Source organism: Limosilactobacillus sp., assembly GCF_051873035.1.
GTDB lineage: Bacteria > Bacillota > Bacilli > Lactobacillales > Lactobacillaceae > Limosilactobacillus.
Window position 1 is genome coordinate 12704 of sequence record NZ_JBJEEL010000060.1, and the last position, 23955, is coordinate 36658.

At 49.4% G+C, this 23955-nt stretch carries 21 protein-coding genes; 16 read left to right on the plus strand and 5 right to left on the minus strand.

The genetic code is table 11. The annotated features are described in order from the left end of the window. Positions 1–33: 33 nt before the first annotated feature. Entirely contained in the window at positions 34–1080 is a 1047-nt protein-coding gene (locus ACI31H_RS06365; RefSeq protein WP_439771151.1) for a zinc-dependent alcohol dehydrogenase family protein, read from the plus strand. A 22-nt stretch (positions 1081–1102) separates the two neighbouring features. Further along, entirely contained in the window at positions 1103–1690 is a 588-nt protein-coding gene (locus tag ACI31H_RS06370) for a peptidylprolyl isomerase (protein ID WP_439771152.1), read from the plus strand. A 98-nt stretch (positions 1691–1788) separates the two neighbouring features. On the opposite strand, the gene ACI31H_RS06375 is transcribed toward ACI31H_RS06370, so the two are convergent. Both ACI31H_RS06375 and ACI31H_RS06380 read right to left on the minus strand, forming a co-directional pair. Further along, the gene (locus ACI31H_RS06375; RefSeq protein ID WP_439771153.1) at positions 1789–3036 is read right to left on the minus strand and encodes an MFS transporter; all 1248 of its coding nucleotides are present in this window, start codon (positions 3034–3036) and stop codon (positions 1789–1791) included. 16 nt (positions 3037–3052) lie between these two features. After that, positions 3053–4699 carry a family 43 glycosylhydrolase gene (locus ACI31H_RS06380; RefSeq protein WP_439771154.1) on the minus strand — a complete coding sequence of 549 codons (1647 nt, stop codon included), beginning with the start codon at positions 4697–4699 and terminating at the stop codon, positions 3053–3055. 165 nt (positions 4700–4864) lie between these two features. Here ACI31H_RS06380 and ACI31H_RS06385 point away from each other — a divergent pair, with 165 nt between their 5' ends. Further along, a complete protein-coding gene (locus ACI31H_RS06385) occupies positions 4865–5680 on the plus strand; it encodes an AraC family transcriptional regulator (RefSeq protein ID WP_439771155.1) in 816 nt (271 codons plus the stop codon). A 95-nt stretch (positions 5681–5775) separates the two neighbouring features. On the opposite strand, the gene ACI31H_RS06390 is transcribed toward ACI31H_RS06385, so the two are convergent. Continuing rightward, positions 5776–6657 carry a LysR family transcriptional regulator gene (locus tag ACI31H_RS06390; protein ID WP_439771156.1) on the minus strand — a complete coding sequence of 294 codons (882 nt, stop codon included), beginning with the start codon at positions 6655–6657 and terminating at the stop codon, positions 5776–5778. A 130-nt stretch (positions 6658–6787) separates the two neighbouring features. Between ACI31H_RS06390 and ACI31H_RS06395 the strand changes: the two genes are divergently transcribed. The 5 genes from ACI31H_RS06395 to ACI31H_RS06415 all read left to right on the plus strand — a co-directional run bounded on the left by ACI31H_RS06395 (position 6788) and on the right by ACI31H_RS06415 (position 14008). After that, the gene (locus ACI31H_RS06395; protein WP_439771170.1) at positions 6788–8416 is read left to right on the plus strand and encodes a malolactic enzyme; all 1629 of its coding nucleotides are present in this window, start codon (positions 6788–6790) and stop codon (positions 8414–8416) included. 321 nt (positions 8417–8737) lie between these two features. Then, on the plus strand, positions 8738–10126 hold the full coding sequence (locus ACI31H_RS06400) for a class II fumarate hydratase (RefSeq protein ID WP_439771157.1): 1389 nt from the start codon (positions 8738–8740) through the stop codon (positions 10124–10126). A gap of 26 nt (positions 10127–10152) precedes the next feature. Beyond that, a complete protein-coding gene (locus ACI31H_RS06405) occupies positions 10153–11547 on the plus strand; it encodes a flavocytochrome c (protein ID WP_439771158.1) in 1395 nt (464 codons plus the stop codon). Between the two features lie 64 nt (positions 11548–11611). Next, on the plus strand, positions 11612–12547 hold the full coding sequence (locus ACI31H_RS06410) for an L-lactate dehydrogenase (RefSeq protein ID WP_439771159.1): 936 nt from the start codon (positions 11612–11614) through the stop codon (positions 12545–12547). Positions 12548–12586: 39 nt separating this feature from the next. After that, positions 12587–14008 (plus strand): anion permease, encoded by a 1422-nt coding sequence (locus ACI31H_RS06415; RefSeq protein WP_439771160.1) that lies wholly within the window; start codon positions 12587–12589, stop codon positions 14006–14008. A 103-nt stretch (positions 14009–14111) separates the two neighbouring features. Here ACI31H_RS06415 and ACI31H_RS06420 read toward each other — a convergent pair whose 3' ends face one another. Continuing rightward, positions 14112–15059, minus strand: a complete 948-nt coding sequence (locus tag ACI31H_RS06420) for a sugar-binding transcriptional regulator (RefSeq protein WP_439771161.1) — start codon at positions 15057–15059, stop codon at positions 14112–14114. A 143-nt stretch (positions 15060–15202) separates the two neighbouring features. On the opposite strand from ACI31H_RS06420, the gene ACI31H_RS06425 reads away from it, so the two are divergent. The 7 genes from ACI31H_RS06425 (at position 15203) to ACI31H_RS06455 (ending at position 22454) form a co-directional block, all read left to right on the plus strand. Then, positions 15203–16351, plus strand: a complete 1149-nt coding sequence (locus ACI31H_RS06425) for an NAD(P)-dependent malic enzyme (protein WP_439771162.1) — start codon at positions 15203–15205, stop codon at positions 16349–16351. Positions 16352–16372: 21 nt separating this feature from the next. Continuing rightward, positions 16373–17416 (plus strand): [citrate (pro-3S)-lyase] ligase, encoded by a 1044-nt coding sequence (citC, locus tag ACI31H_RS06430; protein ID WP_439771163.1) that lies wholly within the window; start codon positions 16373–16375, stop codon positions 17414–17416. Continuing rightward, positions 17416–17709: a citrate lyase acyl carrier protein gene (citD, locus tag ACI31H_RS06435; RefSeq protein WP_439771164.1), complete on the plus strand. Its 294-nt coding sequence runs from the start codon at positions 17416–17418 to the stop codon at positions 17707–17709. The genes citC and citD overlap by 1 nt, the downstream gene beginning before the upstream one ends. Positions 17710–17711: 2 nt before the next feature. Continuing rightward, entirely contained in the window at positions 17712–18617 is a 906-nt protein-coding gene (gene citE, locus ACI31H_RS06440; protein ID WP_003713714.1) for a citrate (pro-3S)-lyase subunit beta, read from the plus strand. Continuing rightward, positions 18607–20145 carry a citrate lyase subunit alpha gene (gene citF, locus ACI31H_RS06445; RefSeq protein WP_439771165.1) on the plus strand — a complete coding sequence of 513 codons (1539 nt, stop codon included), beginning with the start codon at positions 18607–18609 and terminating at the stop codon, positions 20143–20145. Before citE ends, citF begins: the two co-directional genes overlap by 11 nt. Before the next feature lie 106 nt (positions 20146–20251). Further along, positions 20252–21676, plus strand: a complete 1425-nt coding sequence (citG, locus tag ACI31H_RS06450; RefSeq protein WP_439771171.1) for a triphosphoribosyl-dephospho-CoA synthase CitG — start codon at positions 20252–20254, stop codon at positions 21674–21676. Beyond that, on the plus strand, positions 21660–22454 hold the full coding sequence (locus ACI31H_RS06455) for an alpha/beta fold hydrolase (RefSeq protein ID WP_439771166.1): 795 nt from the start codon (positions 21660–21662) through the stop codon (positions 22452–22454). Before citG ends, ACI31H_RS06455 begins: the two co-directional genes overlap by 17 nt. 71 nt (positions 22455–22525) lie before the next feature. On the opposite strand, the gene ACI31H_RS06460 is transcribed toward ACI31H_RS06455, so the two are convergent. After that, positions 22526–23554: a LacI family DNA-binding transcriptional regulator gene (locus ACI31H_RS06460; RefSeq protein WP_439771167.1), complete on the minus strand. Its 1029-nt coding sequence runs from the start codon at positions 23552–23554 to the stop codon at positions 22526–22528. A gap of 162 nt (positions 23555–23716) precedes the next feature. On the opposite strand from ACI31H_RS06460, the gene ACI31H_RS06465 reads away from it, so the two are divergent. After that, positions 23717–23914: a hypothetical protein gene (locus ACI31H_RS06465; RefSeq protein ID WP_439771168.1), complete on the plus strand. Its 198-nt coding sequence runs from the start codon at positions 23717–23719 to the stop codon at positions 23912–23914. Positions 23915–23955: the final 41 nt, after the last annotated feature.

Genomic DNA, 23955 nt, shown 5'->3' on the forward strand with positions numbered 1-23955 from the left:
GAAGTTAATTTATAATGGAAACGAGGAATTAGAATGGGAAGAGAAAGTGAAGAGATTCCAGAAACAATGCGTGCGTGGGAAGTTACGACACCGGGACCAATCGATGGTGACCGGGCACCATTAAAGTTGGTTGAAAAGCCAGTACCGACTCCGCAACGTGGGGAAGTTTTAGTACGGGTGTTGACCTGTGGGGTTTGCCATACCGACCTACACGTTACCGAGGGTGACCTGCCAGTTCATAAGGACCACGTTACCCCTGGCCATGAGATTGTCGGTAAGGTTGTTGCCCAGGGACCAAAAACCCAGCGCTTTGAACTGGGTGAACGGATCGGTATTCCCTGGTTCCGCCACGCCTGTGGGGTCTGCAAGTTCTGCCGGTCCGGTCACGAAAACCTGTGCCCCCACTCCATTTACACCGGCTGGGACCACGATGGTGGCTATGCAGAATACGTCACGGTACCAGAAGGCTTTGCCTACCGGATTCCCGAACGCTTTGATTCATTGACTGCGGCCCCACTGCTTTGTGCCGGAATTATTGGCTACCGGGCCTTCGAACGGGCTAACGTGCCGGCCGGTGGTCGCTTGGGCCTGTACGGTTTTGGTGGCTCGGCCCACATTACGGCCCAAATTGCGCTTGACCAGGGGATTGAGGTCCACGTCTTTACCCGAGGGAAGGATGCCCAGAAGTTTGCCCTGCAATTAGGCTGTGCCTCGGCCCAGGGAGCCTATGACCTATCACCGGTACCGCTTGATTCCTCAATCATGTTTGCCCCGGTGGGGGACATGGTCCTACCGGCACTGAAGAGTTTAACACCAGGGGGAACACTAGCCTTGGCCGGTATTCATATGTCAGACATCCCCACGATGAATTACCAGGATGACATCTTCCACGAAAAGGTGTTAACAAGTGTTGAAAGTAACACCCGGCGGGATGGGGAAGAATTTCTTACCCTGGCCGACCGGCTGCATATTGAACCAGCAGTCACTGAATACCCGTTTGAAAAAGCAGATCAGGCCCTGCGTCACGTTAAAGGTGGTAATATTAAGGGCGCCTGTGTATTGCGCATCAGCCAGGACTAATTAACAGAAATGAGGAATAAGAATGGATTATCCACAACTACACTTGGACCAAGCAACCGGTCCTAAGGCCACGATTAAAACCCGCTTGGGCGATATTACGGTACAACTATTTCCCAAGCAGGCTCCCAAGACGGTCGAAAACTTCACCAAGTTAGCCGAGCAGGGCTACTATGATGGGGTAATCTTCCACCGGGTCATTCCGGATTTTATGATCCAGGGTGGTGACCCGACCGGTACCGGCCGTGGTGGCGAGAGTATTTATGGTAAGGCCTTTGAGGATGAATTTTCGAACGAACTTTTCAATTTCACCGGGGCTTTGTCGATGGCCAATGCCGGCCCGAATACCAATGGTAGCCAGTTCTTTATCGTTTCCAACGAACATGTTCCGGCTAATATGATCGGGGAAATGAAGGCCGTCGGTTATCCAAAAGAGGTTATTAAGCACTACCAGGAAAACGGTGGGACGCCATGGCTTGACCACCGTCACACGGTCTTTGGCCAAGTGATTGCCGGGATGGACGTTGTTAAAAAGATTAGCAAGGTCGACCGGGATGGCATGGATAAGCCGAAGCAGGATGTGGTGATGGAAAAGGTTACCGTTGAAAAGTAATTTACACCAATTAAACAAAGCCCCATGGGTTGGCAAGTAAAGTCGTAACTGACTCTTTGCTGACGCCATGAGGCTTTTTTATATCGAAAATAATTGAATTAGTGCTTAACACTCTTAATTGACAGCATGCAAATCCCACCGATGAGGGCGAAGATGAATGAAACGCCAAAGACAGCGGAGTAGCCCCAGATTGAAATGACGGTTCCGGCAATTACCGGGGCAATTGCCTGGGTAATGGTGTTTCCGAGGTTATAAACCCCCAGGAAGAAGGCCACCCGGTTTTGGTCCGGAATAACTTCGAGGTTCAGAAGGTTATCGAGGGCGTTCCACAGTCCCATCCCCAAACCAGCGAAGAAGGCGTAGATGATAATCCCGGTCGTGTTCCGCATAAAGAAGAGAGCAAGGGCCGCCACGGCGAGGAAGATTGTTGAAAAACCAACTGGGAACTTTAGAATCTTTAACTTATCGGCCACTGGACCGGCAACGAAGCCCATTAGGATCCCGAAGGCCAGCATGATTCCGTTAATCAACTGAATTGATGACTGCGTTTGACTACCCCGGTGCAAGAAGTCGGTCATGATGTAGAGAATATAACCGGTAATTGCGAAGTTACCAACCCCTTGGAAAAGCTTACCAATCAGGGCCAGGTAATAGTCCCGCCCGATTGACCAGCGAGGAAAGACAGAAGTGACGTAGTGCCAGCTGAAGTGGTGCTTTTCTTTTTTCTCCTTTGCTGGTTCCGGAATTTCTTCATCAAGGTTTGCTGGTTCATGAACGATTAGAACGGCAATCAGGGTACCAATAAAGGCAAAGATCCCAAAGATAACGAACCCGAGCCGGAATTGACTGAGGAACATTGCCCCAATCACATTAAAACCGTTATTACCAAGGGCCATCCCTAGACCACCGTAGGCAGAAGAGGCGGTTGCCCGGCCACCCTCGGGCGCAAAGTCAATCCAGGCGACCATCGGGGCAACGATAAAGTTGAGGGCCACTTGGCCGACCATCCAGGCGATTAGTAGGGCCGGGATGTTGTAACAAAATGAGGCGCCAATCATGGCCAGCATGAAGCAGAAGGCCCCACCGACAATCCAGGGTGCCCGTTTCCCGAACCGGGAGTGAGTTCGGTCGGAGAGGGCCCCGGCGACCATGTTTGAAATGGCGGCGAAGATCATCCCCATCGTTGAGAAGAGGGCCACCAGTTTAACCTTGTCCGGGGCATCGATCTTTTGAATCAGTGCCGGCAAGAAGAGGCTGTTCATAACTACGTATGGTCCTAACCAGCTGGCTGGCCCGATCACCAGCGCTGGTAATAAGCGTTTTAGATTTATTGTTACTTTTTGCATTTGTTCTCAATCCTTCCTAGTCATTTTTAACCTGGTAGTATGCAAAGTCACCGTGGGATTGGTGTTCATAGGCATCCACGGCCCCGATGAAGTTAAACAATCCGGTAAAACCACCGATTTCACCGGGTTCCCCATTAACTCCTTCGTCAGAGAGGTAGGTAAGGTCGAATTCTTGACCTAACTGGGCCCAATCACCGTCAGCAAAGCGGTAGTTAACGGTGGCAATGCCATTATGATAGTTAATCCTTATTTCAGCGGTATTGGCAGGGACGCTGACCTCGTCAAAGAGGTAGTCGATTCGCTGACCGAGCTTTGCCTGGAGGACCCGTAGTACGAGCCCCTGTTCGTTATCGGCCTGGCAAAGGCGGACATAGAACCAGTTGTTGGCGTCGTAGTAGAGCCCCAGCCCAGCGGTTTCTGAGTAGTGCGTTGGGTGGAATTCAAGCTTGGTCTGGACGTGGTAGTTAAGCGAAGTAGCACGGGTAGCCATAATCGAGGGGCTGACTTGGGAGAAAAACGAGTTCCGTCCACTGATCGAAAGCCGGTGGTTAACCACCTTAACCCAGTCCTGATCCTGCTTATGGTAGGGCGTCATAAACCGCTTGTCATACTGGCCATTAGCAAAGTGGTCATCGATATCAAAATTGTGGATATCTTGCTGGGTATCAGTTCCAGCAATCTGGACCGTCTGCTTGGCAAAGTTACTGCCGTCCGCCATCTCTAACCAGCCATCGGCTGTCCAGTGCATCCGCTGGAGACCGGTTTCCCGACCAAGGGGGTTAAGCTTAGTCCCGGCGAGGGGACGGGACATCAGGTGGGCAATGTACCAGCTACCATCCGGGGTCTCAACAAGGGAGCCGTGACCAGCCTTTTGAATTGGGGAGTTCGGGTTGTACATTTCAAAGTGCCCAGCATCGGGGTCACCAAGTGAAAAGAGGTGGTGGGGGGATGAAGTGATGATTGGTTCATGGGTCGGGTCAGCCTCGTACGGACCAAAGATCTCCTTAGCTCGTCCTAATTCGACACCGTGGGCATAACCGGTGCCACCAGAGGCCAGCAGAAGGTAGTAGTAGCCGTTGTGCTTGTAGATTTGCGGGGCTTCGACACAACCTCGGCTGGTGAAACCGCTGGTAACCCGGTGCCAGCCCTTAACCTTACCGGTTGTTAAGTCGACTTCACTGATTACAATGTGACCGGGCGCCTGGTAGCCCTCCCGTGTTTCCCATTCGAGAACGGCGAGGTAGTGCTTGCCATTTTCGTCGTGGAAAAGGGAGGGGTCAAAACCAATTGAAGTTAGGTACAAGGGCTTTGACCAGGGACCAGTTAATGAATCAGCGCAGATCGCGTAGGATTCAGCATTAAATTCCCGACCGGCCATATTTTGCACGTGGCAGTAGGTCAGCCAGAATTTTTTGTTTTTAGCATCATAGGAAAGGTGGGGGGCCCAGATCCCGGCCGGGGTGTTAGTTCCCTGCAGGTTAAGGTCGGTGTCTTTTAAGGCGTAATCCAGGAGCTGCCAGTTAACCAGGTCGGTGGAATGGAAGAGCTGGATGGCGGGTTGCCAGTGGAATGTCGAGGTGGCAATGTAGTAGTCATTGCCGACTCGTAAGATTGACGGGTCAGGTGCCATTCCGGGAATAATAGGGTTAGTAATTGTACTCACAGTGATTTCCTCCTAATGTAATAAAATAACTTTTAGCGTTAGTTGTTTTATTAAACTAATTTCAGTAGAATAATATATTGGAAGCGGATACAAGGCAAGCTAATTTACTGCTTCCGTAGGGTATTAAATGCTTTTAGGTAAGAAATCGCAGGTTGAGGTGGGAAAATGATTCAAAATCATCACGAAAATGTGGTTGTTAATACTAATATCGGAATTCGCTTTTGGCGGTCGACGACGGGGACGAGTGGTTACGTTCCCTTCCATTGGCATAGCAGTATCGAAATTGTTTGTGTTTTTGCGGGACAGCTGGAGTTTGATATTGCGGGCCAACTCTTTACGATTGGAGCGGGTCAATTCATCATGGTTCCTTCGGGAGTCGTCCATGCGGTCGCCAACACCCCGAACCGGGCGATGGTTTTTCAAATTCCGCTGACAACAATTGAACATTACCTAGACCACCCGGAGAAAGTTGACTTTAAAAACGGCCTGGTGGATTTACCGGAATATAAAACGGCCGTGAAGCTGATTAAACGTTTTGGTGAAGTTGATGCTGCCCGGATGGCGGGGTATAAGTTTGATAGTGAAATTATCCTCCTCCAGCTTCTCAAACTAATTTTCACTAAGTTTGCCCGGGAAAAGCCCCTTACGGTTAGCAATAGCCAGCTAAAGAATGTCATTATTTACATTAACCAAAATTATTCGGAACAGCTGACCGTTAATTCACTGGCGGCCCAGTTTGGCTATAACCCTAGTTACCTTTCCAGGATGTTTAAACAACAAACGGGGATTTCGCTGCTTAAGTATATTTACGAGGTAAAGATTAACCGTTTTTACCAGGACATCTTAAAGACTGACCTGCCGATCAAACAACTCCTGGTGAAAAACGGCCTTAATAATGAACGGACGGCCCGTAGTACCTTTAAGGAGATGTTTGGGGTCTTGCCGAGTACATTACGACGGCAGAAAAATAAGGGTTCATAATGGTGGTTATCCTCGAAATTGGTTCTTTAGCACAAACGACCCGAAGCATGTGGATCACATGCTTCGGGTCGTTTCTTATCCGTGGCGTCGGTAAATTATTGGTTTTGTTTAATAAGTAGTTGCCACAGTTCTTGTTCACGGTCGGACAGTACTTCGGTAGCCCGCTTGGCTAGTGAGAGCCGAAAATGCGGTTGCTCCTTATCCGTCAGTGAAAGGGCGACAACTTCGTCACTGGGTTCGATCGCCAGGCTGGTTAGAAAGGAGACCCCTAGGTTTTCAGCAACGAGGGCCTTGATAACGTGGATATCCGGTGTCCGGAAAAGAATGTGGGGACGGAAGTGGGCACCATGGCACATGTGCTTAAAGGCTTGCTCGTGGAAAAACTCACTTCCCGGCATGATGAACCGCTGGTTACGGAGGTCAGCAAAGCTAATTGCTTTCTTTTTAGCCAGTGGACTTTGCTTGCCAACAATCACGTTAAAGGGGTACTGGGCAAATTCCTGCGTCTGTAGGCGGGGCCGCTGGAGGGGATCCAATGACCCTAGTAGGGCAATATCGATGTGCCCGCCCTCCAGCATCTTGAGCAATTCCCGGGAACCATGTTCATAAATATCTAGGCTCTGCATTAAATTGGCCCGCAGTAAGGAGGGCGTCAGGGCGGGGAAGTAGTAGTTACCAATAATTGGTGGGAGCCCAAAGCGAATTCGGCCGGACTGGGTGCGGGCGATCTCCTCCTTGGCAATGTTTAGTTCGTTGAGGATGACGGCAACGTGGTTAGCAAATTGCTGCCCCGCCTGGGTGATATGTAGTTGCTTGTGGGCGTGGTCACGAATGAAGAAGGTGGCGCCAAAGTCACTTTCTAAGCGTTGGATGGCCATGGTAATGGTTGGCTGCCGGACATTGAAATGACTCGCAACCTGCGAAAAATTTTGACATTTAATTAAGTCCTGATAATATTCTAAATCTTTTATTTTCATAATTATTCCCTTTGGTATCAGTATTTCTTATTGGGTATATCAATTATATTGATAGCATAACATAAATTTGACTATAAATTTACGGAGGGACTAGGCTGAAGATGATCATTAAGAAAAGGAAAGTGACATCATAATGCGCAAGGGAATGCAAATCTTAAACGACCCGTTCAAGAATAAGGGGACGGCTTTTACAATGGAAGAACGGAAGAAGCTCGGCTTAACGGGGCTTCTTCCTAAGCATGTCCGGACGATTGAAGAACAAGCGGCCGAGACATACGCACTCTACCAGTCAAAGGACTCCGGAATTGAAAAACGGCACCTGCTGATGGAGATCTTTAATATGAACCGGACCCTCTTCTTCTACCTTATGAAGGAACACATTACGGAATTTATGCCCGTTGTTTATGACCCGGTCATTGCCGAATCAATTGAGCAATATGATGAGCGTTACCTGCGTCCCCAGGATGCCGCTTACCTTGACATTAACCATCCAGAAGATATTCAAGAAGAATTAGCCGATGCCGCGGATGATCGTGATATCCGCCTAATCGTGGTTACCGATGCGGAAGGAATCCTGGGAATCGGTGACTGGGGTGTCAACGGGGTTGATATTTCAGTTGGTAAATTAATGGTTTACACCGCAGCCGCGGGGATTGACCCGGCCCAGGTACTGCCAGTCTCCATTGATGCCGGAACGGATAACGAAAAGTTGCTCAATGATCCAAACTACCTGGGTAACCGTGAACACCGGGTTCGCGGCGACCAGTACTTTGACTTTATTGACCGCTTTGTCGATGCCGTTGAACAACTCTTCCCGAAGAGCCTGCTCCACTTTGAAGACTTTGGTCGGGGGACGGCTGCCCGGATTTTGGATAAGTACCAAGATAAGATCCTAACCTTTAATGATGATATTCAGGGAACCGGGATTATTTCCCTGGCGGGTGTCCTAGGCGCCATGAACATCTCTAAAGAAAAGATTACCGACCAAACCTTCCTAACTTTCGGTGCCGGAACGGCCGGCATGGGAATTGCCAAGATGCTTTATGAAGAGTTAGTTCGGCAGGGACTGTCACCAGAAGAGGCCAAGAAGCACTTCTACCTTGTTGATAAGCAAGGGCTCTTGTTTGAAGACACGCCGGGCCTGACACCAAAGCAAAAGCCGTTTACCCGGCAACGGAGTGAGTTTGCGAATGCGGATGAACTAACCAACTTACTGGCTGTCGTCAAGGCCGTTCACCCAACCGTTATGATTGGGACTTCTACCCAACCGGGGGCCTTTAGTGAAGAAGTTGTAAAGGAAATGGCCGCTCATACTGACCGTCCAGTGATCTTCCCGTTATCCAACCCCACTAAGCTAGCTGAGGCCAAGGCTAGTGACCTGTTGAAGTGGACAGATGGCCGGGCACTAGTGGCAACCGGAATTCCGGCTGCTAACGTTGAACTAAATGGTGTGTCATACGCGATCGGTCAGGCTAACAATGCCCTGATTTACCCTGGGGTTGGCTTCGGTGCCCTGGCAGCGGAAGCGAAGGTTCTCAACGAAAATATGATTGCCGCCGCTGCCCATGCCCTGAGCGGGATCGTGGATCCGGACCAACCTGGGGCGGCGGTATTACCCCCAGTTGACCAGTTAACCAAGTTCTCCAAGCGGGTTGCAATTACCGTTGCTCAGTCAGCAATTGATCAGGGCTTAGCCGGTGACCACGTTACTGATGCGCAGACTGCCGTGGAAAAAATGACTTGGGAAGCAAAATATTAAATTAGTCAGGTGATCACTGAAGAAACTGCGCAAATAAATTAGAATTGCCAATTAGGCTTGTGATATTAATCGTAAGCAACTAAATGTTCAAGAAACTTTGACCGTTCTTGAGCATTTTTTATTTTTAAATCGCTTGTGAAAAAATCACGGTATACTTTTGAAAAGGTTATCAGGGTGCGGATTTAGCTAATTGTCATAAGTGAATTTTATAGAATGTTAAAGGTTTGACTATTGCTAGGGATCTGAGTTAGGATAAAATCGTAATGATGTGTAGCATTTCACAAGTTGTTATTGCATGATAATACATTGGAGGTACTTATTATGTCAGATTACCGGACAGAAGAAGACACGTTAGGTCCCGTTAAGATTCCTGCAAGCGCATTGTGGGGTCCCCAAACGGAACGTAGTCGCAACAATTTCCCAACTGGACAATTTATGCCACTGGCAATCATCCGTGCATTGCTGAACATTAAGAAGGCAGCTGCTCAAGCCAACATGGAGACTAATGCCATCTCTGATGAAAAGGGTAACTTGATTGTCAAGGCAATTGATGAATTACTGGCATTGAGTGATGATGATTTGCGCAAAGACTTCCCATTAAAGGTTTACCAAACCGGTTCTGGGACGCAAACCAACATGAACACGAACGAAGTAGTTGCCCACAAGGCCCACGAACTGAACCCGGACATCGAAATCTTACCAAACGATGATGTTAACAAGGGCCAAAGTTCTAACGATACCTTCCCAACTGCGATGAACGTAGTTGCACTGGAAGCACTTAACAAGTTGAAGACCGCAGTTCAACACTTGATCGACGAATTGAAGGTTAAGCAAGACAAGTACTGGGAAACGGTTAAGGTTGGTCGTACCCACTTGCAAGATGCTGTTCCGTTGACGTTCGGTCAAGAAGTTTCTGGTTACGTTGCCGCTTTGGAACATGACCTGGACTACATCAAGACTTTGGAACCAACGTTAAACGAACTGGCTATCGGTGGTACCGCCGTTGGTACTGGTTTGAACGCCGCTGAAGGAATGCCAGAAAAGATCGCCGAAAAGCTCTCTGCGGTTTACGGCCTAAACTTAACTGCTAAGAGTAACAAGTTCTTTGGCCTGGCTAACCACTCTGGCTTAAACGTTGTTCACGGTGCCCTGAAGACACTGGCAGCTGATATGTTCAAGATTGCTCAAGATATTCGTTTCTTGGCTTCTGGTCCACGGGCCGGCTATGACGAATTAAACATTCCAGCTAACGAACCAGGTTCTTCAATCATGCCAGGTAAGGTTAACCCAACCCAAGCAGAAGCCGTTACGATGGCTGCTATCCGGGTCTTCGGTAACGATACCGTTGTAACGATGGCCTCATCCCAAGGTAACTTTGAAATGAACGTTTACAAGCCAGTAATGATTGATGCCTTCCTTGAGTCAGCTGACCTGCTTGCGGGGACGATCACCGGCTTTACCGACCGTTGTGTCAAGGGCTTAACTGTTAACGAAAAGCGGATGGCTGAATTAGTTGACAACTCCCTGATGACGGTTACTGCACTGTCACCACACATTGGTTACCACGACAGTGCCAAGATTGCCCAAGCCGCTGACAAGGCTGGTAGCACACTAAAGGAAGCTGCATTGAAGTCCGGCAAGGTAACTGAAGAACAGTACGACGAATGGATGGACATGCTCAAGATGACTAATGCCAACCGTAAGGACTAGTCATTAAGAAAGGAAGATCTTTAATAATGGCAGAAAAATTTCAACCATTATCAGTTAGCAAGCTAAACGACAACTACGATGCCGTGATCATCGGTTCTGGTGGTACGGGATTAGCAGCTGCGATTCAAGCTAACGAACTCGGAATGAAGGTAGCCGTATTGGAAAAGGAAGAAGAACTTGGTGGAAACACTAACCGGGCTTCTTCTGGGATGAACGCGGCTGAAACCAACGTCCAATTGCAACACGGTGTCATTGATAACGTGGCTGACTTCTACCATGAAACCTACAAAGACGGTGGCCGGTTAAACGATAAGGACATGCTTGGCTACTTCGTTTACCACACGGCACCAGCAATTGACTGGTTAGCTGACCATGGTATTAAGTTAGATGACATTACGGTTACCGGTGGGATGTCCAAGAAGCGGACCCACCGTCCGGCTAGCATGGCGCCAATTGGTGGTTTCTTAGTTCAAAGCCTGCTCGGCGTGGTTGCTAAGGAAAACATTCCAGTCTTTAATAACGCTAAGGTCACGAAGCTGTTACAGGCTGACGACGGTCGGATTAGCGGGGTTGAAGTTCAATCCGGCGACCTGACGAAGACCGTTCGTGCCAAGGCAGTTATCCTGGCAACCGGTGGCTTCGGTGCTTCCAAGGAATACATCGAACGCTTCCGTCCGGACTTGAAGGACTACAAGACGACCAACCAACCGGGTGCTACCGGTGACGGGTTGAAGCTGGCGGAAAACGTTGGCGCTGAACTGATGCAGATGAACTTGGTTCAAGTTCACCCAACGGTTCAACAAGATAACCCCCACGTTTACCTGATTGGTGAAGCGGTTCGTGGTGAAGGTGCTATCCTGGTTAACGCTAACGGGGAACGGTTCGTTAACGAATTGAACACCCGGAAGATCGTTTCCAACGCGATTACGGCCTTACCAGAACACAGTGCTTACCTAATCTTTGACCAAGGTATTCGTGACCGTGCCAAGGCTATCGAATTCTACGATAAGGTTGGTTTGGTTGTTCATGGTGACACAATCGAAGACTTGGCTGGTAAGCTCAACATGGATCCGGCAACCCTGCAATCCACGGTTAACACCTGGAACCAGGCAGTTGAGAGCCATAATGATGCCCAATTCAACCGGACGACCGGGATGGACCGTGGAATCACGAAGCCGGGCTTCTTCGCCATTCATATTGCACCAGCTATCCACTACACGATGGGTGGTATTCACATCACACCAAAGACTCAAGTACTCGATGGTAATGGTGACATTATCAAGGGACTCTTCGCTGCGGGTGAAGTTGCTGGTGGTCTGCACGGTAACAACCGGGTCGGTGGTAACTCCATCGCCGAAACGATCGTCTTTGGCCGTCAGGCAGGTCAACAGGTTACTCTATACGCTCGTAATCTTAAATAGTTTTTTTCGGGGAAGCGATTCCCCATTAAGCAATTATTAATTCTCATTCAGGGAGGAATTTTGTATGATTAAACGTCGCCACAAGGTTCTCTTAGTTGGTGATGGTGCGGTTGGTTCATCCTTCGCTTACTCGTTATTACAAACGACACAAGATGTTGATGAACTGGTAATCGTGGACCTTAATCAAGATAAGGCACATGGGGATGCCTTAGATTTACAAGACATTACCCCATTAGTATCACCAACCAATATTCGGGCCGGTGAATATGCCGACGCTAGTGACGCTGATGTCGCGGTCATTACGGCCGGGGTTCCCCGCAAGCCAGGCGAAACGCGTCTCGACTTGGTTAATAAGAACGTTAAGATTTTGAAGTCGATTGTTAAACCAATCGTCGATAGTGGATTCCACGGGATCTTCGTGGTTTCCAGTAACCCGGTTGATATTTTAACCACCTTAACGCAGCGGCTATCTGGTTTCCCTAAGGAACGGGTAATTGGGACTGGTACTTCACTTGACAGTGCCCGGTTAAACGTTCTCTTAGCACAAAAGCTGGATGTGCCGGTAAGCGAAATCGATGCCCACATCATGGGTGAACACGGGGACACGTCCTTCGCTGCCTTTGATGAGGCCACCGTTAACGGTGAAGCACTGAAGTCAGCAACTGATTTAACGGCTGATGACTACGTGGCCCTTGAAGAAGGGGTTAAGAAGCGTGGGGGCGAAATTATCGCTCGTAAAGGTGCCACCTTCTATGGTGTCGCTAAGTGTCTAGCTTACATTGTTAAGGCAATCCTGGAAAACCGGAATGTAACTCTGCCAATTTCGGCACCGCTAGATGGTGAATATGGTGTGAAGGACCTTTACTTGGGAGTACCTGCTGTCATTAACACAAGCGGGATTGTTAAGGTGATTGAACACAACCTATCGGCGGAAGAGAGTAAAAAGATGGAACACTCCGCTGCCAAGATGAAAGAAGTTCTTGACGGTGTGGAGTTGTAAGATTATCTAGGTAAATAACTTAAGAAAAGAGAGAATATAATGGAATTAGCAAAATTCAAGGCTAAGGCCTGGGCCTGGCCAGTTATTATTGGTTTAATTCTGTGGTTCTGTGGACCCGTTCGTCCAGATGGGGTTTCACTGGCCGCTTGGCACATGTTTGCCATTTTCGTTGCTACGATTGTTGGTTGTATTACGCAACCCCTACCAATTGCCGGAACAACTTTAGTTGGTTTTACGGTGATGGTACTGGTTGGCTTGGCATCAATGGATGATGCATTAACCGCCTTTAGTAATTCATCCGCTTGGTTGATTGCTATGGCCTTCATGCTTTCCCGAGGCTTCATTAAGACTGGCCTTGGTCGGCGGATTGCTCTGATTTTCGTGCGGAGCTTTGGTCACCGGAGTTTGGGCCTGGCTTATTCAATTATGGGGATTGACCTGGTTACTTCGCCAGCGATCCCAAGTAACACTGCCCGTGCCGGTGGGGTTGTTTACCCAATCGTTAAGTCACTAGCGGAAACTTATGGGTCTGACCCGAAGAAGGGAACCCGGAAGAAGATTGGTTCATTCCTGGTCTTCTCTGAATTCCATAGTAACCTGATTACTTCAGCAACTTTCATGACGGCCATGGCTCCTAACCTGGTTATCGTTGCCTTAGCTAAGACCTTACACATCAACATTACCTGGTTAGGCTGGTTTGTCGCCGGTGTTGTTCCAAGTATTGTCTGTTTGATTGCGGTGCCGTACATCATCTACAAGATGTACCCGCCTGAGGTTAAGGAAACGCCTAACGCCCGGGAATGGGCTAACAAGGAACTGAAGGACATGGGCTCAATGAAGCTGTCCGAAAAGTTGATGGCAGCCATCTTTATCTTGACTCTGGTTCTTTGGATGTTAACTAGTTTCATTCCGGCAATTGACGCGACCTTTGTTGCCTTCTTGGCAATTGCATTACTGCTGGTTACCGGTGTCCTAGAAACTAAGGATATTTTACAAGAAACTGGTGCTTGGAATGTTTTAATTTGGCTGTCTGTCCTGGTTTACATGGCTAACCAACTGGCTAAATTAGGCTTTATTAAGTGGTTCTCCACTGCCATTGGTTCTGCCCTCCATGGTGTCAGCTGGGTATGGGTATTAGCAGTCTTACTGATTGTTTACTTCTACGCTCACTACTTCTTTGCTAGTGCGACGGCTCACGTTACTGCAATGTACGCGGCCTTTGTTTCGGTTGCCATTGCAGCGGGTGCACCAGCAATGTTGACGGCAATGCTGTTGGCCTTCATTTCAGCCTTCATGGGTTCAACCACCCACTACGCTAACGGACCGGCTTCAGTTCTATCATCTTCAGGTTACGTTACCCAGTCCGAATGGTGGAAGATGAACTTCATAATGGGTATTTTCTACATCTTAGTTTACGGAATTATCGGTTCACTTTGGATGAAGATTATCGGCCTTTGGTAAAATTAAGTTAATTGTATTTGCTACTGAATAAATTGATTTGCAAGTTGACTTTCCAGTAGTAAAAGAAAAGCGACTTAGCAAACTAATGCTGAGTCGCTTTTGTTTAAATCCCAAACGCTTCGGTAATTCTTAGGGCTACCGATTCGGTCATAATCATGTCGGTGAAGAGCTTACCCTCCAATGCCCCGATGGCCGCCTGAAACTTGGACTTGCGTTGAACGATTGCTACCCGCCGGGGGACTTGTTCAATCTGAGTCAAAGGAATCGAGAGCGTCTTATCATTGGCCGGGGTAACTAAGAAGTGGCCATTGATATCAAAGGGGCGGCCAAACGCCATCCCCGCGATTTGGCGAAGGTCAACGTCCGGGAAGATCTCTTGGAGGTGGTCATGCCAGGCGGGGATACTGTTAATTGATTGGAGGGTACCGAGGCCGCAAACTATTAGGTCCATCTGCTGAGCGGCGCTAAAGGCGGCCGTAAACGCTGGTTCCTGATAAAGGGCGTGGCGGGCTTGATCGTTTAAAACGTACAGCGGTCCCGGAATGGTCCGGTAGGGAACATCGTAACGGGCGGCCGCCTTTTGGACCATCCGCATTGAGGCGGCCGAAGAATGGTACTTCATGTTTTCACCCATAAACTGGGTAAAGGTGAGGTTACTAGCCGTTTGCTTGTTGAAGTGGTCTAACATGGCATAGATTGTTTCCCCCCAGGTAAGACCGACTACCTGACAGTTGCTAATCAGTGATTGAACCTGGTTAGCCGCAAAGGTTGCGATGATCTCGTCCCGGTCGAGGGGGTTGTTGGGATCCTTAATTACAAAAAGGTTTTTGACCTTAAACTGCTGCTTTAACGCTTGCTCCAACTTGGCATTACGGTCGTAATTAGTATGGATATTGATACTGACAACGCCGGAAGCCAGGGCCTCGTCAAGGTACTTCATGATGAGGTAACGGCTCAGGTGGTACTTCTTAGAGATATCGCTAATCGCCATCTTGGACAGGTAGTAGTCCTGGGCCAGGTCGGCCAATAATTGGGTATGTTCCGCATCCATTGTAAACTTCACCTACTTTAAAAATTACTTATCCTCGATTATAGCATTTTCTACTTCTTTTTAAATATTTAAAAAATACCGGTTAATATTTGCAATATTTAAAAAACATTGTAAGATGGTAGATGTGATTGGAGGATGGATTAATGGAAGATGAAGAATTACTGTCATTACATGCTAAGCACCGCGGTGTATTAGCAATTTCACCGGAATTTGCGGTTCGTAATAAGAAGCAACTGGGTGAGGCCTATACGCCTGGTGTCGCCGTTATTTCCAAGCTGATTGAACGCTACCCGGAACTAAAGGATAAGTACACGATGAGTGGAAAACTGGTCGCACTGGTGACCGATGGTTCAGCAGTTCTCGGCTTAGGGAATATCGGCCCGGCTGGTGGCCTACCAATTGTTGAAGGGAAGGCCCTGTTATACAAAGACCTGTCCGGAGTTAATGCCATCCCGCTGACGGTGGAGCAAGTTTCACCAGATGAAGTGGTTAACACGCTGAAGAACATGCAAGAATCCTTCGCCGGCTTCCACCTTGAAGATATCGCGGCTCCCCGCTGCTTTGAAATCGAGGAAAAGCTGGCCAAGGAAGTTGACATTCCGGTTTACCATGATGACCAAGAAGGGACCGCGATCGTGGTTCTGGCTGGGTTGATCAATGCTGCCAAGGTTGCTGGTAAGCAATTGACCGACTTAAAGGTAGTCATTAACGGTGTCGGTGCCTCAGGAGTGGCTACTGCCCGCCTCCTCTTTGCCGCTGGTATTAAGAACATCACCTTTGTTGATATCAACGGGCCGGTTCACGCTGATAGTAAGGAATACAACCACTACCAAACCGACCTGGTTAAGCAGAGCAGTGACCAAACCGCTTATGCTAACCTTGACGAAGCAGTTAGCGGCCGGGACGTCTTCATCGGTTTGTCCGATGCGGACGTTTTGAGTGCCGACCAGGTCAAGAAGATGGCTGATAACCCAATCATCTTTGCCCTGGCCAACCCCAAGCCGGAAATTAACCCACAAGTAGCCCATGATGCTGGTGTTAAAATCATGGCTACCGGTTCGAGTCAATACCCGAACCAGGTTAACAATATCCTGGTCTTCCCTGGTCTTTACAAGGGATTATTAGCAACCGACCTCAACAAGGTTGACTTTGGTCTGGAAACGGCCATCGCGAAGGGGATTGCGAGCCTGGTTCCGGAACCAACGGCTGACCGCTTTGTTCCGGGGGTCTTCGACGAAGGGGTTGTGGACACCGTTGCCAAGGCCGTTCGTGACTACGCAGCTAGTAAGTAATTAAGTAGAGGAGGGACGTTGATGGAGATACGCGAGATCAATATCCATATCAAACGTAATTTTAACAAATGGCGAAAGTTCCTGGAAAAGACCGGGATCACCACGTTTTCCTCCAAGGAGACCGACCAGGTAGAACGGACCTTTGTCTGGGAAGACGATGGTGAGATCATGGCGACGGGATCGATCGCCGGCAACGTCCTGAAGTATATTGCCGTGTGCTCCAAGGTAAAGGGACACGGCGAGACCTTTAACCAGCTGGTTAGTAAGCTGGTTAACGAGGCGGCCACCATGGGGCGGTTCCACCTCTTCGTTTTCACCAAACCCCAGTATGTTCAAAGCTTTGGCTATGTTGGCTTTCACGTCCTGGCCCAGGTAGAAGACGGGGCGATCTTGGAGGCCGGAACCCCCGATGTCCATGACTATATTAAGGGGCTCCCTCATTTCAGCGACCAGGAGAGTGCCCAGATCGCGGGAATCGTGATGAACGCCAACCCCTTTACTAATGGTCATCGCTACCTAGTGGAAGAGGCGAGTCGCGAAAACGACCACGTCTACGTCTTCGTGGTGAGCCAGGAGGCCTCCCTGTTTACCTTTGCTGAACGGTTTAAGCTGGTACAGGAGGGTTGCCGAGACCTAACTAACGTCACGGTGGTCCCAGGGGATAACTACATGGTCTCCTATGCCACCTTCCCGGCTTACTTCTTAAAGGACAACCAAGACGTCGCTCACTTTCAGGCGGCCCTCGATGCCAAATTATTTAAAGAACAGGTTGCCCGCCCACTGCACATCACCCGCCGGTACGTGGGGAGCGAACCTTTTTCGAAAACAACTGATATTTATAACCAAGAATTAACTAGGGTTCTACCACCTGATGTGGAAGTTAAAATCGTTGAACGTGCTAGCAACGCGGCTGACGATGTGATTTCGGCAACGAAGGTACGAGCAGCGATTGCTAATGATCAATTAGCGGTGGTGCAAGATTATGTTCCACAACCGACGCTCTCATTTATTCAAGATAACTGGTCTGATCTCAGAGCACGCATTAAGGAAGGAAGTTTAGAATAATGGATATTAAGAAGACTGCATTAGCAGGAACTTTGGAATCATCCGATATCCAAATTACCTTGAGTAAGGGTAATAACGGAATTGATATTGACCTTGACTCCTCAGTTGAAGAACTCTACGGTGACCAAATCCGCAAGGTGATCACCGATACTTTGGCAGCCTACGGAATTGACAATGCCAACGTTAAGGCCGTTGATAAGGGGGCCCTGGACTGTGTTGTAAAGGCACGGACTATGGCGGCTGCTCAACGGGCCCTGGAAACTACTGATCAACCAGACTGGGAGGTATTTTAATAATGGAAGAACGTTTACGTCGGACCATGATGTTTGTTCCGGGTAACAACGCCGGAATGGTTAAGGATGCTGGTATCTACGGTGCTGACTCCATTATGTTTGACTTGGAAGACTCTGTTTCCATGTCAGAAAAGGATGCTGCACGGATGCTGGTTTATGAAGCTCTGCAAACGCAAGACTACGGTGACTCCGAATTAGTTGTCCGGGTCAACGGAATCGACACGCCATACTTCAAGAACGATGTTTATGCCATGGTTAAGGCCGGCATCGAAGTTGTTCGTCTGCCAAAGGTTGAATCAGCACAAATGATGCTTGATTTGGTTAAGGTAGTGGAAGAAGCCGAAAAGAAGTTTGGCCGTGAACCAGGTTCTACCCACGTAATGGCCGCTATCGAAAGCGCCAAGGGTGTTCTAAACGCCCCAGAAATTGCTGCAAGTACTGACCGGATGATCGGTTTGGCCCTCTCTGCCGAAGACTACACTACCGACATGAAGACCCACCGTTACCCAGATGGTGCCGAACTAGAATTTGCTCGTAACATGATCTTACATGCTGCTCGGGCCGCTGGAATTGCTGCCTTCGATACCGTCTTCACCAACATGAACGACGTGGAAGGCTTCCAACGGGAAACTGAACACATCCACGAACTTGGTTTTGATGGTAAGTCACTGGTTAACCCACGGCAAATTGACTGGGTTAACAAGGTTTACGAACCAACCAAGAAGGAAATTGAAAACGCCCTGGATGTTGAAGCTGCCATCGAAGAGGCTCACCAAAAGGGTTCTGGTGTTATTTCCATGAACGGTCAAATGGTTGACCGCCCAGTTGTATTGCGTGCACAACGGGTTATCCGTTTAGCTAAGGCTTCCAACCTGATTAATGAGGAGGGTGAATACATTGAAAAATAATGTCGGTCGTGAAATCTCAGACGAAATTTTAAACTCAACTAACTACAAGCCATTTGAAACCACTGAAATCGGCCACCCAACGGTTCACTACACTGGTCACGATGTCCGGGTTACTAAGGGTGACGACAAGCTCGTTGACTCCCTGGACCAAGTAATCAAGGATAACTTGAAAGATGGAATGACGATTTCATTCCACCACCATTTCCGTAACGGGGACTTTGTCTTCAACATGGTAATGGACAAGATCATCAAGATGGGTTACAAGGACCTGACCTTGGCACCATCTTCTCTGACCGGGGTAATGAATGACAAGGTAATCGAAGCCATCAAGGCTGGTACCATTACTAACATTACTAGTTCTGGGATGCGTGGTAGCCTGGGTGAAGCCGTTTCCCACGGTCTGTTGAAGAACCCAGTTATCTTCCGTTCCCACGGTAACCGTGCTCGTTCCATCGAAAATGGTAACATCAAGATTGACGTGGCCTTCCTCGGTGTTCCGAACTCTGACCGGATGGGGAATGCCAACGGGATGGAAGGTGAATCTGCTTTAGGTTCACTTGGTTACGCCCTCGTTGATGCCCAATACGCTGACAAGGTGGTTCTCTTAACTGATACCATCGTGGACTACCCGAACACGCCGGCTTCAATCAAGCAAACCCAAGTTGACTACGTGGTTAAGGTTGACAAGGTTGGGGACCCTGACCGGATCGGTAGTGGTGCTACCCGGTTCACTAAGGATCCAAAGGAATTGAAGATTGCTAAGATGGTTAATGACGTCATCGTTAACTCACCTTACTTCAAGAATGGCTTCTCCTTCCAGACTGGTACTGGTGGTGCTTCACTGGCCGTTACCCGTTTCTTACGTCAATCCATGTTGGACAATGACATCAAGGCTTCCTTCACTTGTGGTGGGACGACTTCACCAATCGTTAAGTTACTTGAAGAAGGCTTGGTTAAGAAGGTTATGGACGTACAAGACTTTGACAAGGGTGCTGCTTCCAGCATGAAGTCCAACCCTGGCCAAACTGAAATTGATGGTTCCTGGTACGCCGACCCTGACAACAAGGGTGCCATGGTTGACCAACTGGACATCGCCATCCTGTCGGCACTGGAAATCGACACCGACTTCAACGTTAACGTACTGACCGGTTCAAACGGTGTTATCCGTGGTGCCGTTGGTGGTCACCAAGATGCCGGTACTGCTAAGATGACGATTATCTCGGCACCATTGACCCGTGGCCGGATCGCAACGGTTGTTCCAGCCGTTAACTCCATCACCACGCCTGGTTCATCCATTGATGTCCTGGTTACTGAAGTCGGGGTTGCCGTTAACCCAGCACGGAAGGACCTAATCGAGGCCTTCAAGAAGGCCCCAAGTATTCCGCTGGTTTCAATCGAAGAACTGCAAAAGCGGGCAGAAGGTATTGTTGGTAAGCCAAAGCCAATCGAATACACTGACCGGACTGTGGCCCTGGTTGAATACCGTGACGGTACCTTGATCGACGAAGTAAAGCAAATTAAGGACTAGTTCGTCGGTAAACACATAATATAAATAAGGAGTGGGCGGAGTATTTTGACTTCGCCCACTTTTATACATACACTGTTCATATTAGTCTACACAAAAGGAGTCCATGATGAAGAATATTTTTACAACGGGGGAACCCCAAGATATCCCAGCGGTACTAGCCAATAAGGACCACCGGGCAGCCGTCCAACGAAAACTAGTCGCTGACTATCCGGAAATGACGGTGGTAGCGGCAAAGCTCAACATCCCCGGTCCCATTAAGAATAACCAGGCGATCACCCGCTTCTTCGTCGCGGAACTCCAGAAGCTGGAAGAGGACTGGTTAGCAGCAGGAGTCCTCTTTTACCAGAAGGGTCAGTGGCTGACGGCGGGCACCGGTCCGGAACGTTTCTACTTGGTCAAGGCCCCCGCAACGGTCGTTAAGGGACAGACAACTGAATTTGAGGAATCCACTCCCAGTCGCCGGCTCTTTGACCTCGACGTGTTGGTCCAAGAAGATGGCCAGGTCCGGCCGCTTTCCCGGTCTGATTCTGGTCAACCGGCCCGGCGGTGCTTTGTCTGTGGCCGCCCTGCCAAGGACTGTGGCCGGTCCCGGCGGCACTCGGTTAAAGAGTTGCAGGCGGCGGTTAATAAGTTAATTATCGATGCCTTGGTGATCGAGCAACGGACCGTGGTTAGCGACCGGCTAGTTCAGTTGGCCCAACAGTCCTTGCTCTACGAGATGATGGCCTGGCCGAAGCCCGGTTTGGTTGACCCGGTCGAGCACGGTGCCCACCCGGACATGGATGCCTTTACCTTCGTTAACAGTTCTTTATCTTTACACCGTTACCTGAAACAGGCCGCCGACCTCGGACTACAGGCAACTCAGGCGGACTACCCACTGATGTTTGCGGAACTACGGGAATTCGGGAAGGTGGCCGAGCAGGAGATGTTCACGGCAACGAAGGGGGTTAATACCCACAAGGGCGCCGTCTTCTCCTTGGGAATCTTGGTCATGGCAGTGGCCGATAGTTGGCGCCGCTTAGGCCAAGTCTCGTTGACAGATGTCCAAAAAGTAGTCCAGCAGATGCTAGTCGACCTGGTTAAGGATGACATGGGCCGGCTACCCGCTAAGGATAGGCAGACGGCGGGGGAAAAGCAGTACCGTGAGTATGGTTTGACCGGTATCCGCGGGGAGGCCCAGGCCGGCTACCCAACCGTATTTAATTACGGCCTACCAGCAATGGCCACTAGTAAGGGAAACTGGAATACCCGGATTATTCAAACCTTCCTGGCCCTGGCCCGGCATACCGAAGATTCGACCCTGATCAAACGGGCCGGTGATCCAGCGATCCTTAAGTGGAAGGATGAGCAAATTGATCGCTGCCTCGCGGCTGGGGGGATTACGACGCCAGCCGGTCGGGCAGCCTTAAATGACCTTGAGCAGGAATTTTCTAAGCGCCACCTCAGCCTGGGTGGGACCGCTGATTTGGTAATTGTGACGGTCTTCTTAACGTTAGTGAAGGAGGAGTTAGGTAATGGACTTTCGGACTAGTGATGGGGTTGAATTGAACTACCAGGTCACAGGCAGTGGCCAACCGGTGGTACTGATCCACGGCTTTGGTGGCTACCAGCAGATCTGGTGCCTGCAAGTACCCGAACTAGTTAAGCAGGGCTACCAGGTGGTTACCTATGACCAGCGCAACCACGGGGCATCCGGCCACACAGCCAACCTCGACTCAGTAGACCGGCTGATTTCTGACCTCCATGAGCTGCTTGAATACCTGAAGTTAGATCATCCCTTCCTCATCGGCCACTCGATGGGGGCGGCCGAGGTCTATGGCTTCTTGAACCAGTACCCTGACTTCCCAATCCAGGGGGCGATTGCCATTGACCAGTCCCCGAAGATGCTGAATACGCCCCGCTGGCACTATGGTTACATGGATATTACCCGGGCCTCGTACCGGCTGAAACTCAAGGAACACGGTAATGTCCGTGAAACCCTCAACGGGGTGCCGAAAAAGGTGCTAGACCACCTGGCACCGGCCAAGGAGATGTTCCCCTTCGTCCGGGCGGATAACCTGCCATTGTTATATGACCACGCCAAGAAAGACTGGCGGACGGCCATTGAAGATGCCAAGGTACCATTATTATTGGTAACGGCGAACCAGAGTCCTTATTTTGACGGTGGCTTCGCGGATGTAATGGCCGCGGCTAATCCGGACCACGTTTCCCACGCGGCGGTTGACCAATCCGGCCACGTGGTAATGGCGGAGCAGGCGGACCGGTTTAACCGGATCATGGATGAATTCCTAACGAAAAATATGAAATAGGTGGGGGCGGTTTCGACCCAATAAGAAGCCCGTAATATTCAAAAAGCGAATATTACGGGCTTCTTATATACCTAATCGCTATTCTCCTTGTGGGTACTTTCCCGTTTGATAAATGTCGCGGGAAGGATTGCCTGGATGGGGACAGTCCGGTGCTCCAGTAACCGTTCTAAGACCAGCCGTACTGCCGTCCGTCCCATTTCGTAGCTATGTGGCCGAACGGAGGAAAGGGATGGAGCGAGTTGCTGGGCCTGCTGACTATCATCAAAGCTAGCCACTGCTAGGGACTCGGGAATAGCAATGTGGTGATCCGCAGCGACTTGGTAGACCCCCGTTGCCAGGCCATCGCTGGCGGTCAGGACAGCATCGAAGTGCAGCGCCGCTTGAACCAGCTCCTTCATTGCCTGTGCGCCCTCCTTGCTACTCCAATCTGTCTCATAGGTATGTGCGGCTAGGTGGTGGGCCTGCATCCAGTTTTTATAGGTCCGAGTACGAACATCAGTAGTGTGGGCGCCGCGACTACCATCCTTTTTCCATGGGTATTCGCCACCACCGATAAAGGCAATTCGCCGGTGCCCAAGTGAATAGAGGTGGTTTAAGACCTGCGCTGTCGCAACTTCATAGTTATTACGAACCAGGTCATAGTTGGCAAAGTAGCGGTAGTCGTCAATGATGACCAGGTTATGGTTATTGCAGTACAGTTGTTCTAGAAAGGACCGGTCAAAGACCCCAATGAGGATAACGGCGCGGTAGCTGCGGACGTCTCGATAGTGAAATGACGGGTCAGGGATGGTAAACCGCTTTTGAATGATCAGTCCCCGTTGCTTTGCCTCATCTTTAATTCCCTGTTTAATGGTTAAAAAGTAGGGTAGAGCTAGTTTTTGCGGTGTTTGGATGACCAGAACCGGGCTGTTTTGCAGCTGCATCGCGGTTACCTGTTGACGGTGGGCCCCTACTTGGTAACCTTGCTGCTGGGCAGCCTTAATAATTGCCTGCCGGGTACTTTCCTTGACGGAAAAATGTGGATCATGGTTTAGAACCCGGGAAACCGTTGCCGGTGAAAAGCCCGTATGCTGGGCGAGTTGGCGAATACTGGTCATCATAATTCCTCCCTTTTAAATTTATTATACCGAATTAGTAAACGTTTAGTTCCCTGATCTAATCCGGATAAGGATCAATTTCGCTGGCCATGATTAGGAACCCTTTTTCATAATTTTTGCAAGCGCTTTTATAATTAAGGTAGCAATAAGGAGGAGGTTACTATCATGAATGAACGATTCCTAGCAACGTTACCTGACCTAATGACGGTTGTTAATGATCATGGCCAGGCGGTAGAAAAGTGTCGGGGGCAGGTTACAACTGTCAATGGTGCCCAAATTAGCTATGACCGAACGTCTAAGGGAGCAACCGTTAGAATTCAGACGGCCATTCCCGTTAGCTTTGTTAAATTAGGTAGATTATAGAATGAAGTTAGCCACCCAGTTGGTGGTAAATAAAAAACGCC

Excerpts from the sequence above, each read along its gene's own strand:
- ACI31H_RS06410 (WP_439771159.1), top strand. The coding sequence starts at position 11,612 with ATGATTAAACGTCGCCACAAGGTTCTCTTAGTTGGTGATGGTGCGGTT.
- ACI31H_RS06460 (WP_439771167.1), bottom strand. The coding sequence starts at position 23,554 with ATGATGACCAGTATTCGCCAACTCGCCCAGCATACGGGCTTTTCACCG.
- citG (WP_439771171.1), top strand. The coding sequence starts at position 20,252 with ATGAAGAATATTTTTACAACGGGGGAACCCCAAGATATCCCAGCGGTA.
- ACI31H_RS06425 (WP_439771162.1), top strand. The coding sequence starts at position 15,203 with ATGGAAGATGAAGAATTACTGTCATTACATGCTAAGCACCGCGGTGTA.
- ACI31H_RS06365 (WP_439771151.1), top strand. The coding sequence starts at position 34 with ATGGGAAGAGAAAGTGAAGAGATTCCAGAAACAATGCGTGCGTGGGAA.
- ACI31H_RS06370 (WP_439771152.1), top strand. The coding sequence starts at position 1,103 with ATGGATTATCCACAACTACACTTGGACCAAGCAACCGGTCCTAAGGCC.
- ACI31H_RS06390 (WP_439771156.1), bottom strand. The coding sequence starts at position 6,657 with ATGAAAATAAAAGATTTAGAATATTATCAGGACTTAATTAAATGTCAA.
- ACI31H_RS06465 (WP_439771168.1), top strand. The coding sequence starts at position 23,717 with ATGAATGAACGATTCCTAGCAACGTTACCTGACCTAATGACGGTTGTT.
- citC (WP_439771163.1), top strand. The coding sequence starts at position 16,373 with ATGGAGATACGCGAGATCAATATCCATATCAAACGTAATTTTAACAAA.
- ACI31H_RS06455 (WP_439771166.1), top strand. The coding sequence starts at position 21,660 with ATGGACTTTCGGACTAGTGATGGGGTTGAATTGAACTACCAGGTCACA.
- ACI31H_RS06415 (WP_439771160.1), top strand. The coding sequence starts at position 12,587 with ATGGAATTAGCAAAATTCAAGGCTAAGGCCTGGGCCTGGCCAGTTATT.
- ACI31H_RS06420 (WP_439771161.1), bottom strand. The coding sequence starts at position 15,059 with ATGGATGCGGAACATACCCAATTATTGGCCGACCTGGCCCAGGACTAC.
- ACI31H_RS06405 (WP_439771158.1), top strand. The coding sequence starts at position 10,153 with ATGGCAGAAAAATTTCAACCATTATCAGTTAGCAAGCTAAACGACAAC.
- ACI31H_RS06400 (WP_439771157.1), top strand. The coding sequence starts at position 8,738 with ATGTCAGATTACCGGACAGAAGAAGACACGTTAGGTCCCGTTAAGATT.
- ACI31H_RS06375 (WP_439771153.1), bottom strand. The coding sequence starts at position 3,036 with ATGCAAAAAGTAACAATAAATCTAAAACGCTTATTACCAGCGCTGGTG.
- citD (WP_439771164.1), top strand. The coding sequence starts at position 17,416 with ATGGATATTAAGAAGACTGCATTAGCAGGAACTTTGGAATCATCCGAT.
- ACI31H_RS06385 (WP_439771155.1), top strand. The coding sequence starts at position 4,865 with ATGATTCAAAATCATCACGAAAATGTGGTTGTTAATACTAATATCGGA.
- citE (WP_003713714.1), top strand. The coding sequence starts at position 17,712 with ATGGAAGAACGTTTACGTCGGACCATGATGTTTGTTCCGGGTAACAAC.